The 14,653-nt window shown below is 49.6% G+C and carries 11 protein-coding genes; 4 read left to right on the top strand and 7 right to left on the bottom strand.

The genetic code is table 11. From position 1 onward, the window contains the following. Nucleotides 1-2: 2 nt before the first annotated feature. Both MHH46_RS09285 and MHH46_RS09280 read right to left on the bottom strand, forming a co-directional pair. Nucleotides 3-821: a carbohydrate ABC transporter permease gene (locus MHH46_RS09285; RefSeq protein WP_076125141.1), complete on the bottom strand. Its 819-nt coding sequence runs from the start codon at nt 819-821 to the stop codon at nt 3-5. A 90-nt stretch (nt 822-911) separates the two neighbouring features. After that, on the bottom strand, nt 912-1,808 hold the full coding sequence (locus MHH46_RS09280) for a carbohydrate ABC transporter permease (protein WP_038569654.1): 897 nt from the start codon (nt 1,806-1,808) through the stop codon (nt 912-914). A 236-nt stretch (nt 1,809-2,044) separates the two neighbouring features. On the opposite strand from MHH46_RS09280, the gene MHH46_RS09275 reads away from it, so the two are divergent. Both MHH46_RS09275 and MHH46_RS09270 read left to right on the top strand, forming a co-directional pair. Continuing rightward, nucleotides 2,045-4,585: a heparinase II/III family protein gene (locus MHH46_RS09275; RefSeq protein WP_076191134.1), complete on the top strand. Its 2,541-nt coding sequence runs from the start codon at nt 2,045-2,047 to the stop codon at nt 4,583-4,585. A gap of 26 nt (nt 4,586-4,611) precedes the next feature. After that, nucleotides 4,612-4,932 carry a cupin domain-containing protein gene (locus MHH46_RS09270; RefSeq protein WP_036683993.1) on the top strand — a complete coding sequence of 107 codons (321 nt, stop codon included), beginning with the start codon at nt 4,612-4,614 and terminating at the stop codon, nt 4,930-4,932. Between the two features lie 67 nt (nt 4,933-4,999). Here the strand turns inward: MHH46_RS09270 and MHH46_RS09265 are convergent, their stop codons facing one another. From MHH46_RS09265 to MHH46_RS09255, 3 genes are read right to left on the bottom strand one after another with little or no spacing between them, the layout of a single operon-like run. Next, nucleotides 5,000-6,127: a glycoside hydrolase family 105 protein gene (locus MHH46_RS09265; protein WP_076191132.1), complete on the bottom strand. Its 1,128-nt coding sequence runs from the start codon at nt 6,125-6,127 to the stop codon at nt 5,000-5,002. A 47-nt stretch (nt 6,128-6,174) separates the two neighbouring features. Next, complete coding sequence (locus MHH46_RS09260; protein WP_248547632.1) at nt 6,175-7,239, bottom strand: alpha/beta hydrolase family protein; 1,065 nt, start codon at nt 7,237-7,239, stop codon at nt 6,175-6,177. After that, nucleotides 7,214-8,104 (bottom strand): pectinesterase family protein, encoded by an 891-nt coding sequence (locus MHH46_RS09255; RefSeq protein WP_076191130.1) that lies wholly within the window; start codon nt 8,102-8,104, stop codon nt 7,214-7,216. Before MHH46_RS09255 ends, MHH46_RS09260 begins: the two co-directional genes overlap by 26 nt. A gap of 73 nt (nt 8,105-8,177) precedes the next feature. Between MHH46_RS09255 and MHH46_RS09250 the strand changes: the two genes are divergently transcribed. Next, nucleotides 8,178-9,059 (top strand): AraC family transcriptional regulator, encoded by an 882-nt coding sequence (locus MHH46_RS09250; RefSeq protein ID WP_076179655.1) that lies wholly within the window; start codon nt 8,178-8,180, stop codon nt 9,057-9,059. A gap of 6 nt (nt 9,060-9,065) precedes the next feature. Here MHH46_RS09250 and MHH46_RS09245 read toward each other — a convergent pair whose 3' ends face one another. Both MHH46_RS09245 and MHH46_RS09240 read right to left on the bottom strand, forming a co-directional pair. After that, nucleotides 9,066-10,520: a glycoside hydrolase family 28 protein gene (locus MHH46_RS09245; protein ID WP_076191128.1), complete on the bottom strand. Its 1,455-nt coding sequence runs from the start codon at nt 10,518-10,520 to the stop codon at nt 9,066-9,068. 19 nt (nt 10,521-10,539) lie between these two features. Beyond that, nucleotides 10,540-12,105 (bottom strand): glycoside hydrolase family 43 protein, encoded by a 1,566-nt coding sequence (locus MHH46_RS09240; protein WP_076191126.1) that lies wholly within the window; start codon nt 12,103-12,105, stop codon nt 10,540-10,542. 238 nt (nt 12,106-12,343) lie between these two features. On the opposite strand from MHH46_RS09240, the gene MHH46_RS09235 reads away from it, so the two are divergent. Beyond that, nucleotides 12,344-14,551 (top strand): helix-turn-helix domain-containing protein, encoded by a 2,208-nt coding sequence (locus tag MHH46_RS09235; RefSeq protein ID WP_339190318.1) that lies wholly within the window; start codon nt 12,344-12,346, stop codon nt 14,549-14,551. The last annotated feature ends 102 nt before the right edge of the window (nt 14,552-14,653 follow it).

Below are 14,653 nucleotides of genomic sequence, written 5' to 3'. Positions count from 1 at the left end.
ATTTAGCCCTTTACAGAGCCAGCTGTCATCTGCATGAACGATTTGTTAGCGAAAATATAGACAACAATCATTGGCAACATGGACAGACATGCACCCGCGAGCATCAATTGAGGTTGCGCCGCATCGCCGATACCATATTTTAGCCCCGCCAATCCTACGGTGAGTGTCTGTAATTTTGGCTGTGTCATGGTAAAAACCAGCGGCAGAATATATTCGTTCCATGCTCCGCGGAAGGTCCAGAGCGCCGTGACTCCAAGGGCGGGTGTCAGAAGCGGTAAGATAACTCGAAAGTATACGCTATAGAAATTACAGCCGTCAATAAAAGCAGCCTCATCCAGATCCTTCGGAATCGCTCGTACAAAACCAATCAACATAAAAAATGCCGTGGCATGCGCACTAATCAGAATAATAATGACACCCCATAACGATTTCTGTAGATTAAGCGCTACCATAAGGTCAAATTGCGGCCGAAGCACCACAGCACCGATCGAGATAAACAGCGTGCAGGACTGAATTACAACATATATACGTTTCCCGTAAAAATCGACTCTCGCTACCGCATATGCGGCCATCGTTCCAATGAATAGAGTGCCTAAGGTGGTAAAGATACTGATAAACACACTGTTCCATGTAAAGCGGGCAAAGTTAGCCGAATTCCAAGCCTGCGCGTAGTTTCCAATCTGCCATGACTTAGGCAGCAAGGTGGTTCCTGTCGTCAACTCCAGATTGGTCTTAAGGGATCCAAAAAAAGCCAGAATAATCGGAAACAACGCAAAAGCCGCCACTATAAGTAGAAAAATCCACAGCAAGGTCCGGGACAGCACCGCTCGGGTCTTGAAGGACCGGACAGGCTGGACCGAAGTGTTCTTCGTCTCCGCATGTAATGTACTCACTGTTCATTCTCCTCTCTTTTAATAGATATCATTTAGCTTTTTAGATACATAAAAGTAGACTAAGGTAATCAGACCTACAATAACTGCTGTGGCAAAACCAACCGCACTACCGTAGCCAAATTGCTGAATGCTTGTACCCCCACTGGATACAGGGAAGAACAGCTTATACAGGTACAGGTACATAACTTCCGTCTTGCCATAAGGACCGCCTTCGGTAAGCACCATAATACTCTCGTAGCCTTTTAGGGAGGCGGTAATAGCGAGCATAATGATCATTTGCAATACAGGTCCGAGCATGGGAACGGTGATGTTCCACATTTTTCTGAAAGGTCCAGCTCCATCTATAGATGCCGCCTCATAGAGATCCTCAGGAATGTTCTGTAAACCAGCGATAAAGAGCAGCATATAGTTACCGATAGCCCCCCATATCGCAATCATAATAGCGGTTAGTAAGGCATATTTCGGCCCTAGCCAATCTATCGGAGCGGAAATAATTCCAGAGCCGACCAATAGCTGGTTAACCATCCCATTGTATGAATTAAAGATAACGTAGAATACGATGGCCATAACCGAAGCACTGATTACGGTCGGCATAAAGTAAATCGCTCTTAGCAGCTGCCGCCCTTTCAAAGCACGATTGAGGACAACCGCCAGTAAAAATGATAATGGCAAGGTGATGAGCAGCTTGCCTCCAGCGTAGATAAAGGTGTTGACCACTGACTTCCAGAATTCCTGATCCCTTAATAAGCGCTCGAAATTCTCCAGCCCGATAAACAAGGGTTCGCCGAAACCCTGGTAATCATAGAACATGTACTTCAGAGCCCAAAAGATCGGATATACTCCAAAAACCAGCGTCAGAATCAAACTGGGAGCAACGAAGGTCCAGGCGTTAATTTGACGTTTTGATAAATTCATTTATTGTTCCTCCTGTCCATTGGACTAAGCTTATGTCCTTAATGATAATTCTATCCGTTCGTAACGGTTAGGGAGAAAGCGACTGCGCTTGGGGGAGAATTTCACTTTTTCAGTTGCTTTGTCCCCTTTCCTTCATTTGTTTATCTATCCCGTCCTTCGTAAAGCCACGTTTATACTAATTAAGAGAAAGCTCACCCACGAACCATGACTACTTTACAAGGAGGTTAGAACTACCGATGATTTCAGCATATGGTGGCGGTACACGCCCCTTCGGATGTTATACCGAAGGAGAGCTTGAGGGCATACGCCTTAGAATCGAACAGCTTCCCAAGGTCCGGCAAGAGTACGAAAGACAACAACAGCTGTCTGAACAATTTGCCAGCCGAGAAGCTGCTGCGCCCCTCCATAAACTCGGCGTGTTCCGGGTAGAACCCTTTGTTTTTAAAACCCCTCCCAGAACGGCCTTCCTCAAGCTTTCTGTACAGATTCGGGGAAAGGGCACGGCGCGCATCGGGGGCTTGCGTCTGACTCATTCGCAGCTTGGCTTGCCGGTTGAACTAGCGAATGGCGGTCTAGAATCTGGGATGCTGGGGTGGAGTCAAGACCGAGAAAACGGAAGCACAGTATATCTAGAGAAATTGGCCAGCTGGCAGCAGGGTCTCCAGCCATCTGGTGTAACCCCATCTGGCGCTAGTCTGGCAGACGATTTGCAATGTATCTGCATCAGTAATGAGGAAGTGAAAGGATTGACAATCCTTCATTATGGAGAGACCATACCTGTATATGAAGGTGATCATTACAGCGTGCAAACGGCACTCAGTCTGGAAGCTCCTCTGGGCGAAGGAATCTGCATCGGGGTCCATTTTCTAAATGCTGCGGGGCAGCCGTTAGGAACTGAGCTGCTCTCCCCGCTTTTTAATCGGCTGACACTTAGCAATTGGGCCTACCTGCTGGAGGCTACGGGAGCGGACGCCAATATGTATATGATCACGGGTGAAAGTGAATTTGCGGTTCGAGCCAAGCAAAAGCTCCAGTACATGCTTGCCGATATGCGGGTAGGCATGGATATTTTCCGTAGAGACGGCTGGCATGACGATGATACTTACGGCGCGGTGCATATCGGGAGGGGGCTCGCTGCTGCTTCGGTAATCTACGATCAAATTGCTGGCAGCAGTGTATTCCTCACTGGAGAAGAAACCGAACTTCTCGCTCATTTCCGCTATATCGCAGACATGATGATGGATACCCACTACTACCGGTTTGATCTGGAGACCTTCCCAGATGAAAAGGGGGGAAAACGCAGTAATTGGAATGCCGACCGGGCAACCGGACTGGGTGTATATGCCCTCCTCTTTCCCAATGAAAAACAAAGTGAGGCATATCTTGATCATGCCCTCTCAGTCATCAACTGGCAGCTGGCAGAAGTGGTGGATTCAGACGGCGCGTGGCCAGAAAATATTCGCTACCATGGCGCAGTATTGCATCGCTATTTTCTCTTCTTCGTCCTATTAAAGCGTTTGAAGGGCATTGATTATTTCAAGCATGAGAAGGTAAAGGGCATGTACCGTTTCCTAATCGGAACAGTGACTGCACCAGATATTATTCAAGGCGGCTCTTCTGGCTCCCCCATCCTGCTTACACCAGCGGTCGGCGATGCCAATGTGCAGGAAAAATGGTTTCGCCTGCTTGGATATGCGGCCCCATTCTATATGGACGAAGACCCCCAGCTTGCCGGGGAAATGCTCTGGACGTGGAAGCACGGCGGAGAACCGATTGAGGATAGCGGCGCTTTTCCTCTGCCTCTGGTCGCGCTGTTATATCCACAGCCCGACTTAGCAGAACAAAGGCCTGCACTCGACTCCGTACATTATCCCGATATCGGTTATGTCATCTTCCGCAACGGAGAACAGAACCTTCAGCATTATGCAATCTACGAGGCGTCTCCGCTGACTTATCACGCTCATCATGATGAAGGGCACTTCTCCATCTGGGCAGATGGTGTTCCAGTAACCCTTGATTCTGGAACGGGAGGTTACTATAACGGAGATCGGCATTGGTATGTGTCCAGCGCAGCTCATAATGTTGTTCAATTTACCGATTCATTCGGAAATTTTGCCAATGGCCCACTGCAAAGCACATGCAAGGAAGTACGCTTTTCAGAAGAGTTAGATCATGCCAGCAGTCTTATTCCAGAGGCTAACGCCAGAGAATATGAGCGGAATTTCTTGTTCATTAAAGCAGGCTTTAACGTCTACTTGATATGGGATCGAATTGAGGGAGCATCGAACAGCGTCTGGAATCTGCATACACTCAGTACTGATGCAAGTATAATGGAGCAATCCATTGATGCAGCTTGCCTGAACGGCAAGCACCTAAGCGCTTATATCGCCGAACCAGAACTTCCAGTGATTACAGTGGGAGAAGGCGCTGTCGCCGGGAATTATCCGCTGGCAGAGCAGCAACATTTTCGTGTTTATGGTGGTAAAAGCGATTACGTCATTCTGCTTCATCCCCGGACAGAAGATGCTTCTTCACTACAGCTTGAACAGCTTGATTTTGAAGAGGCTATCGAAGGAGTACGCTTGTACAGAATATCCCGTACGGATGGGAAATGGTTTATCGCCGCCATCAACGGCACCAAGGAGGAACACCTTGTTACTGTTCCGGGTCTCGGACCGCTTAGGCTGCTCGGAGAACCTGAGTCAACATCCGGGCAACCTGAAGCAACCCAATTAAGAATTGAGGCAGGCAGAATTCACATCGCCATGCCCCGATAACTATATACAAGGAGGAAGATTAGAACATGAGCAATCTTGGAGTATGGGAACCAGCAGAACCGGGAGTTAAACGCTGTATCTTGAACGCTGCAGCCAGTCTGATGATGATGGAGGTTCATTTCGAAAAGGGAGCCGAGGGCTATGAGCATAGCCATCCTCACGAGCAGATGAGCTACTGTCTGCGTGGAAGCTTTGAATTTCGTATTGACGGCGAGAAGCATAAGGTAACCGCGGGGCAAAGTATTGCCATACCGCCAGATGCAAAGCACGGTGTAACCGCATTGGAAGCAGATTCTGCGCTGCTCGATGTCTTCACACCTATCCGCGAGGATCTGCTGAAACGCTAATAAATATATATCTGGCAGCAAAAAAAGGCCCAATCATTCCATTTCAGAGGGAATGATTGGGCTTCTGTTATTTTTCAGCTTGGTACCGTTCCACCTCAAGTGATGCTAATAACAATGGAGCGACGCCCATAGGCACATCCGACAATACGTCCTCAGAGATATAGTAATCGTATGAGCCATTACGGTCTTTGCTCAGACCCGCTCCATGACAGATCTGGTGCAAGTGCACACCTTGTTCATCCTCTTCAGTCAAATGCGTCAAAATGCCTTCATACCCTTGCAACATCGCCTCTATAAAAGAGGATTCCAGATAACCTAATCTTAGTCCCTTAGCCATCGCATAAACAAACATGCACGAGCCGGAAGCTTCAAGATAATTGCCTTTTCTCCCCGCTTGATCTAACACCTGGTACCAGAGGCCAGTCTGCTTGTCTTGAACCTCCAGAAGCGCGCCGCACATCCGCTGGAAAATGCCAATGATCGTCCCCCGCTGCGGATGAGTGAGCGGAAAATGCTCCAGGCAATCAACCACAGCCATCGCATACCAGCCCATCGCCCGGCTCCAAAAATGAGAGGACAATCCGGTAGAAGAGTCAGCCCATTCCTGCTCTTTGGATTCATCCCAGCCATGATAGAGCAAACCGGTCCGTGGATCACGGGTCCGCCGCTCAACCAGCAGCAGCTGATGCGCCGCTTCGTCAATCAGTTCAGGTCGTTGAAAAACCTTGCCGTATTCCGCTAGGAATGGCGATGCCATGTACAGCCCGTCCAGCCACATCTGGAAAGGGTATACCTTCTTATGCCAGAATCCCCCTTCGGAGGTGCGGGGATGTCCAATAAGCTGTGCGGCCAGCAAATGGGCTGCTTCAGCATACCGTTCTTCTCCGGTTTTCTGGTATAGCAAGAACAGGTTTTTCCCCTCGTTAATCTGGTCCAGATTGTATTCTTCCAGCCTGTAGGTACGGATGGAACCATCCTCTCCAATAAATGTGTCCATATGCAGCTCCATAAAGGAGACATACTCAGGCTGGTCGAGCTGAACACCCGCCCGGGCCATTGCCATCAGCAGCATGCCCGGAACATAAGCCCATCTTTCCAGCACATATTCATGCTCTCCCTGCTTGTTGCACCCTCCAAGAATCGTACTCGCGATTTTACTGGACAAGTGAACGGTTGTTGCTTCAGTTATAGACATCCTTATTCCTCCTTCGTTTGTCATCCATATGAAGTCTAATCTTATGCTCAAGTGAGCTGCTTGCGCAGCCAGGCAAAGGCTGGTTCACCATGAATCTCATGACCTCCGGTGAAGAAGTCCGCTTCTACCTGTCCGATATGATTCGCCGACCTGTAAATCGTCTGCAACTGGGTTAAAGCTAATTTTGTTCCGCGCGGGCCAAACAGATGATCGGCATCTCCCGATTCGAGGAACAGGCCACGAGGGGCAATGAGGCCCAGTAGGTCAGGCATCTCCGCTTCCAGCAAAATCCCTGGAATATAATTATCAAGGCAATGATTGCGTGTCAGAATACTGTCTGCGAAAGTATTGGCATACCCGCTTACGACCGCACAAGCGATTCGTTCGTCAAGTGCAGCTGTGAAGCCAGCCACCAGTCCCCCGCCGGAAATACCCATAATTCCAATTCGTTCATCCTTAACTTCTTTTCTTGTCTGCAAATAATCCAGTGCCCGCATGGTTTCGTAGATACGGTAGCCGGCCATCGTCTTCCCAACCATCAACAATGCGGATGACAGGCGGAAGCAGGAATTACGTCCAGGCTCCCCGCTTGTTAGGTCTTCTTCCAATCGTCTGTCCCCAAAGCCGAGCAGCTCCGGGGCTGCCACTACAAAGCCCTGTTTTACCAGTGAAACAGCGAAGTCTTTGTGCAGCCCGGGATCTCCCTGCCGATCCGATCCGTCCGGGTTCAAGCCTACGATCTCCCGGCTTCCATAGCCATGTCCATGAATGGCAAGAACGGCAGGAACAGGGGTAGAGAACGGCTGATCCGGGATCAGAAGATACAGCGGCATGCGCAACCCTTCATAGGTAGTTATCTCTATACGTTCACGGGTATACCCGGAGCAGACGGTTCGTTCCAGCAGAACCGGTTGCAGCTCCTCAGCTATTTCTGGAAAGCCACCTAACCGCTTCGTAAATGCTGCGCTAAGCTCATCACGCCATTGCTGAAAGGGTATGTCTTTGCTGAAAGCCGAGTTACGTTGTGCTGAACCAGCTAGTTCTTTCATGTATTGTTCCAGAGGCTCCATCCGAAGTGCTCCTTCCTTAATATCCTTCAGGATGCCAGCCATCAAGCACGGTCAGCACCCTATACTCCGCAGCTTCCTGTGGAATCAGCTGCCGCGACCATGCAGCTCTGGCTTCGGGATTGGCTCCCGGTCCACTGCTGCCATATTCTTCATAGCGGCTAGTTTCCTCCCTGTCCGGCTGCCCCCAATTATGCCAGCCTTCGCCGATAATCGAACTGTCTATGACCGTGCGGATAAAAGCCACATGTGCATAAGGGCGCCAAGGTCGGCCAAGATACACTTCACTTACACCTTGACCGCCAGTAATTTCACAATCGAGGAATACATAACCAAACGGTGCGCCTTCAGGCGTTGATGCGGCTGTAATATATCCTCTGGAACGTTTGTTATGCAGCCGGCAACGTTCAAACAAAGCCGTAGCCGCGCCAAAAATATAATCCACATCGCCTTCAATGTAACATTCGTTATAATATTGCTTTCCTTGCCCTGTATACAAAGTATCCTGATCACCCAGCAGGCGTACACGCCGGAATACAGCATGACCAGCATCAACAAAAGCAGCCACCGCCTGACCAGTGCCGGGACCTGATGCATTTCGAATGGTCAGATTTTCAGCGGTGAAATGCTCAGCGAATACATTCAGGGTACCGGATTTGAACGTGCCAATCGGCTCTCCGTCCGGACCTAAAGTGTGCGCGTTGTCTGACCAGGTAATGATGGTGGAATTCGTGTCTTCCCCCAGTAGCAGAACCGGAGGCGTTCCCTGTTTCACTGTAATTTTTTCCTCGTAAATGCCGGGTTTGATACGAATCGTCACTTCTTCCTTGTGTTCCTGTGGAATTGAATCCAACGCTGCCTGTAGACTACTGAATCCTTCGTCGACACTCTTAGAGACTGTAATTAACATCTGCGGCTCCTTTCCTATCAACCTGAGTTTATTCTATAATAACCGTAACGCTTCGTAAGAGAAGAGGAGAATTATGACTAGCCTGACTAGCCCCAATCACAAATATCATATTGAAGAAGACCGCTACAGCATCCAGCATATGAAACGTAAAGGCATCACTGCTATGCCACGTCCCCACAGCCATGACTTAGCCGAGCTGTACTATCTGATACAAGGGGAGCGGGTATACTTTGTGGACGACCGAGTCATTACGGTTCATAAGGGTGAGCTTATTCTTATCTCCGGCCGGGAGCTTCATTCCACAGCAAGCTCGGAAGTAGCCGAGTTCGAGCGGATTCTGATCAACTATGATCCTGCTCTTCTACCGCCATCCCTGCAGAATGAAGCCATCTGGTTTCATGACCGCGGGTACCGCTTGTTCAAGCTGACCCTGCGCGAGCAGGACGAAGCGGAAATCCTAATGAACCGGATGCTGGAAGAATGCCGGTTGCAGCGCCCGTATTACGAAACCAGCGTAATCGCTTTATTCTCCGAGCTGATGATTCTCCTCCAGCGTTCAGAGAGTATCTCACAAGCTGGAGGGACGAAACATCCGCTCCATCATCTAGTAACGGATGTAGCCACCTATATCCGTGATCACTACCGTGAGGCCCTTACTCTGGAAGAGACTGCGAGTAATTTTTACATTAGTCCTTCATACTTGAGCCGGGTATTTCACCGATTGACGGGTTTTCACTTTCGGGAATACATCGTTCATGTCCGCGTAAGGGAAGCCGAACGGCTGCTTGTCGGATCTACAGGCAAAATCCAGGAGATCGCCTCCGCTGTCGGATTTGAACATCTTTCCCATTTCAATAAAACATTCAAAAAATCAACCGGTCTGACCCCGCTCCAATACCGAAAAGAAGCAAGGTCACACCCACGGAAGTTCAAGACGGATTTCCATCATCCATAGAATTTTTTATCTATCTGTAATCGTCAAATCTTCGGAATGAGTGAGCGTGACGTGGCTGCATCTATGCGCTGTTATCTTCGGCATTTGCGAAGTCTGCAACCGGATACGATCCAACGTGAGCCCCGTGGCATGCCGCAGCACAATTCCCCGATCACTCACTGCGTGGAATTTTTCGATGGTTAGATCAGCAAGCGGCATCTCCGGCAGCCCGTTAACCAGTAGAGCGGTTGCCGCACCATGGCACACAATATTCTTCAGGGTAATCTTCCGAAATTGCGGAGTTTCCTCTGTAACCGAAAATAACTGCTCGTCATACCCTTCCGATCCTTCAACCCCTGCATAGAACATATGAAAGGATACAGCCTCGTGGATGATGCCGGTCATGTTGATATTCTCCATTAAAATATCCTCCACCACACCGCCTCTTCCCCGGGTGCTTTTGAACCGCAGGCCAATGTCCGTGCCGATGAACAGGCAGTCACTAACTCGAACTGCATGGACACCTCCGGACATCTCGCTGCCGATCACAACGCCTCCATGTCCGTGATATACCGTGCAATTCCGGATGGTAATATACTGGCAGGGCATTCCCCACTTACGGCCTTCCTCATCCTTGCCTGACTTGAGACAGATGGCGTCATCACCCACATCAAAGCTGCTGTGCTCAACTAGAGCATGCGTGCAGGATTCCAAATCAAGGCCATCCCCGTTCTGCGAATACCAAGGATTACGTACCTGAACATTTCGTACGGTAATCTGCTCGCAGCCAATGGGATGAAGACACCAAGCAGGTGAATTCTGGAAGGTCGGCCCTTCCAGCAGCACCCGCCGGCAATTGCGCAGGCTAAGCAACGTCGGACGAAGATACGTACGAGCAGGCAGATAAGCCTCCATACTAGTTTCTCCCTTGTCCCACAGCTTCCGGCAGAAGTCCTCACCTTCCATGGCTTCCCGGGAAGGCCACCATACTTCGCCCTGCGGATCAAGCACTCCTCCAGATTCGATCAAACGCTCCCATTGCTTCTCGGTCATCTTAAACCGCTTCACTGGGCGCCAGCCTTCGCCACTGCCGTCGAATATTCCCTCACCGGTTATTGCCACATCGCTTAAACCTTCTCCATCGAGCGGAGCCTGACAGCGCCAGCCGGCATTCCCCTCATAATGGGAAGAAAGTAACGGATACAAGGTATGATCAGGGTCAAACTGCACCAATGCTCCCTTGTCTACATACAGATTAATTCGACTATGCAAAGTAAGGGGTCCTGTACGCCAGATGCCAGCGGGAATAACAACTTTTCCGCCTCCCGCCGCAGTGCAGGCATCCAGTGCAGCCTGAATAGCAGAGGTACATAGCGTTAATCCCCCCTCTTCTGCCCCATAATCCGTGATTGCAAAAGTCCGTTCGGGAATCTGGGGAAGCTCGGGAATCGGATACGTGTTAGTTACAAGATTGCTGCTCATTGAATTTCACCTCCTCCTATTATTCAAGTCCTTCATAGCTAAACCAGTCGAAATCGGCATAGCTTTCGCTCTTTGCGCCTTGAGAGCTTGTGTACATCCCGAGGTATGCTCCTGTGAATCCTCCGGCCAGATCGGTGCTGAGCACTCTGCCATCCGTCCGTTCACAGAAGGCTGTCCACTTGGCGGCTTCAGAAGCTCTGTAATAGAAGCTATACTCTTGTCCTCTGGCTTCCACCTTAAGCTGTACCTGATCCTGTAGATAGGGCACTGACGCCAGCAGCTGCTCGCTGCCACCCATCCGATGAATCAGCTGTAATACACGTTCGCCTGCCTCTAGCCCCAGTTCATAACGGAAGTGGTGATCCGCATTTTGGAGGAGAACAAGACCAGCTACTTCCCCTTCTGCAGCGGGACTAAACGTCATGTCAGTCGCCGCTCTGAAGCTCAAATGCTGCTGGCGTCTACCGATATAAGATGGATTGGCAATCTCCGAGAGCCGTTCTGGCTTCAGGCGAAGCCGCAGAACTCCAGACTTGTCGGTAAGACTCCAGAATTCACCCCGCGGTGTCCGCAGGAAATTCCAGATCGGTGCCAGCTCATTACCTATAAACTCATCGCGCGCAGGCAATTCCGGCCATTTTGTCTCTGGCAAATCCGGAGCCTCCGTCTCAAATTCCAGCACTCCTTTGCCAGGATTGACCACAGGCCATTCATTCTCCCAGATTACCGGTGTCAGGAAGGTTTCACGTCCCAGATTGCGGTAATAACCACCGCTGGTTCGTGAAGCCAAGCAGAACATCCACCAGTCACCATGCTGAGTCTCCACTAGCTCTCCATGACCCACATTAACAATAGGATACGCTCTGCCAAGATGGCGATGCGTCAGAATCGGATTGGCTTTATGGCCCTCATAAGGACCGGTCACACTCTTGCTTCTGGCAATCGTAATCGCATGAGTATGCCCGGTTCCGCCCTCGGCAATCAGCACGTAATACCAAGCGCCGATCTTATAAATATGCGGTCCCTCTTGCGCATGAGCTACCTTGAGTGCGCCTTGCCAAATACTCTGCTTCGGGCCGATTAGCTTCCCTTGGCTGAGATCAATCTCCTGCAGCCAGATATCCATATGCTTCGGATAAGCCTGCCCTTCCGGCGGAACACGGTTGCCGGTATAATACACCTTGCCGTCTTCATCGAAGAACAAAGAGGAGTCAATACCGGGTGCATCCTCCAGCCATACAGGGTCAGACCAGTCTCCGGCCGGATCGGTTGTTGTTACATAAAAATTATGCTGGTTCTTGTCATTGTCAATAAAAGTGGTAATCATATAGAAAACTCCCTCATGATAGCGGAGCGTCGGTGCCCAAATGCCCATGGAGGGAATCGAGTGATCCAGATTGAGCTGGGACGGGCGGTCCAGTACATGGCCAAGCTGGCGCCAATTGACCAGATCCTTGCTGTGGAAGATAGGAACGCCTGGGAAAAATTCAAAGCTTGAAGTCACAAGATAATAATCTTCACCAACACGGATAGCGGAAGGGTCAGGATAAAATCCCGGCAGCACTGGATTGCGGAATGTTCTCATTAAAAGTAATCCTCCTCAAAACAATTCAAATGTAAGCACCACCAATTATAGTTCGTATAAGTTTAACTTTCTTGTATTTTCTATGTTCTATTTCTTCATTTTTATACTTTCATGCTATATTGCCCATATTTCACTCCTTGTCAGCGAATAGCCTTTCCCTCTAGAATGGGTGTAATAGGATTTACCTGAAGGGGTGAGCAGCTTGGGAAAAAGAAAGAAATTGTACTCCCGCTTTTTTATGAGCCTAACCGCGATTTCAGTTTGCTGTATTCTAGTACTGGCTGTAGTGATCTTTTATTGGTACCGGAATATTACGATAGATAATGTCAACAAGGCGAACCAAAATGTACTGGTGAATACTGAAACCGTTTTTACAAACTATGAAGAGATCGTCCAGAACTACGCTATGGACTTCTATAGGAATCCAAACATCAACGCGCTCATGATGAATGGCGATACCAGCTGGAGCGACCAGTTGTACAGTGCCTTAAGCCAAATCCGCGGAGCATTGGTTGTGAACCAATATATGGAGAACGCCTACATCATGGGAGTGGATGAGCCTGTTGCCATGTTCGAAAACCTTCCGCTAAGCCCTGAATCCAAGCTGGAGCTATTCTCGAGAATGCGGGATAACATCATTGTTGAATCACCGTTTCTGTGGGAGGCAACCTTGAATAACGGTACCCCCATTACCCTGCTCACCGTGTTTTATAATGACCGGGCGTTTGCGGATAGCGAATATAATGGTGCGGTAGCACTGACCGTCAATTTGGGAAAGCTGCAGAATAATCTGTTTACGCAAAAAGAAGGCGAAGCCACCCGTTACGCTGTGCTTGACGGAAAAGCATCTGTGCTCATGCACAGTGCATTATCTGACATCCCTCTGGAAGAGGGCATGTTAAAGCAGGTGGTGTCCTCCACCTCAGAAAGAGGCTCTTTTGTCTATAAGGGAGGTGAAGAGCCACAGCTGATTACCTATGTATATTCTGCAGCGGACAAGCTGTGGTTTGTGTCGGAGACTTCCTACAAGGATAGCATCCGTGATATCTCCAATGCCCGTAATCTGATGACTGGCCTGTGCTTGGCCTTGATTGCCGCCGCATCTATAACCGCCAACCTGATCTCGCGGCGGATGTATAAGCCAATCGGCCGGCTCTTCGGCAATATCGCTCATCTATCTGGCAATGAAGAAGCGCTGAAAACCGGTGGCGATTTCGATACCGTAAGCCAGGAGCTCGAACAGATTGGCGTTAAGCTGGAGCAGCTAAAAAAAGAAAGCGATGATAGCGCCTTGATGCGGTGGTTGCTTTCCCCGCAGAGAACACCAGAGAACAGCGGGACACCCCTGATGAGCATAGCCGCTTCTGGGGGAGCATATTGTGTATGCGTGCTGACCGCTCTGGAGCCCGAACAACCTGAAGACTCCGACTTCCGGCATACTTTTGAGGAAAACATACAACAGATTGAACATGCCTTCTGTGAACTTGCAGCCATTCAATCCTTCCGCCCGCATCAAGGCACTGCTGTACTTATTCTGAGCGAGCTTCACAGCGGCAGCTTCGGCGATTACGCTTTGTACCGCGGCAAATGGGAAGAAACCGCCGCTCAGCTACAGCTTTCCGGAGCCTGCTGCGCCTTCGGAATCAGCGGGCTGACGGATGATTTAAACCTACTGAGGGCTAAATACAATGAGGCTGCGGACAGTCTGCAATATATTAAATTTCATGTGCAGCAGAACATCATCTTTGCCGATGATACGATCCACCTGAACAGCAGCCCAATGCCCGACAGTGCCCTTGAACCGGTACTGCAAGCCGTTAAGCAGACGGAACTCTCGAACCATATTCCGCAGGCAGTGGAGAGATTGCTGGCAGTAGCCTGCAGTTACCGCGTCGAGCCTGCCACCATCGCTTTATCGAGACTGGTCTTTGAACTCAGTCGCACGGCTGAGCTTAATGCAGACGTCCAGCATTCCGGCTTTCTAGATAATTACCAGCATATCTGGCAGATCCAAAGCTATGACAAGCTATGGAATTGGATTGTAGACAGCTGTTATACCGCCCACGAGCGTATTGCCAGCATGAGCGCTGTACAGACCAAGAGCATTGCTGGTGAAGCCATTTGTTATATCAGAGATCATTATGATGACTCCAGGCTCTCCCTTAATGCCCTTGCTGACAAGCTATCGCTAAGTCCCGCTTATCTCAGTAGACTTATTGCCGACGAAGTAAACTGCAGCTTTCCCGATTTCGTTAACCTGCTGCGTCTGGAGCAGGCGCAGATGTTATTAGTCACTGAGCTTGACTTGGATATCCGGGAAATTGCCGAGAAAGTGGGCTACAACAGCAGCACCTATTTTACAACCCAGTTCAAAAAGCGTTATGGGGTTACACCTTCTAAATGGAGAATGAATCATATTCTACAGAAACAGAATCTTCCTGATTGACCCGCTAAAAGTAAGGAACAAAGGGGATGTCCCGGCAGCATTTTCATAGCCGGAGACATCCCCTTTTTGACTTTCAATGAATAACCCTCGCGCCGGCCTATA

The sequence above is a fragment of the Paenibacillus sp. FSL H8-0175 genome, assembly GCF_045040615.1.
Lineage (GTDB): Bacteria > Bacillota > Bacilli > Paenibacillales > Paenibacillaceae > Paenibacillus_AQ > Paenibacillus_AQ odorifer.
The sequence above is the reverse complement of the archived record's forward strand: the minus strand, read 5'-3'. Positions and strand labels throughout refer to the sequence as shown.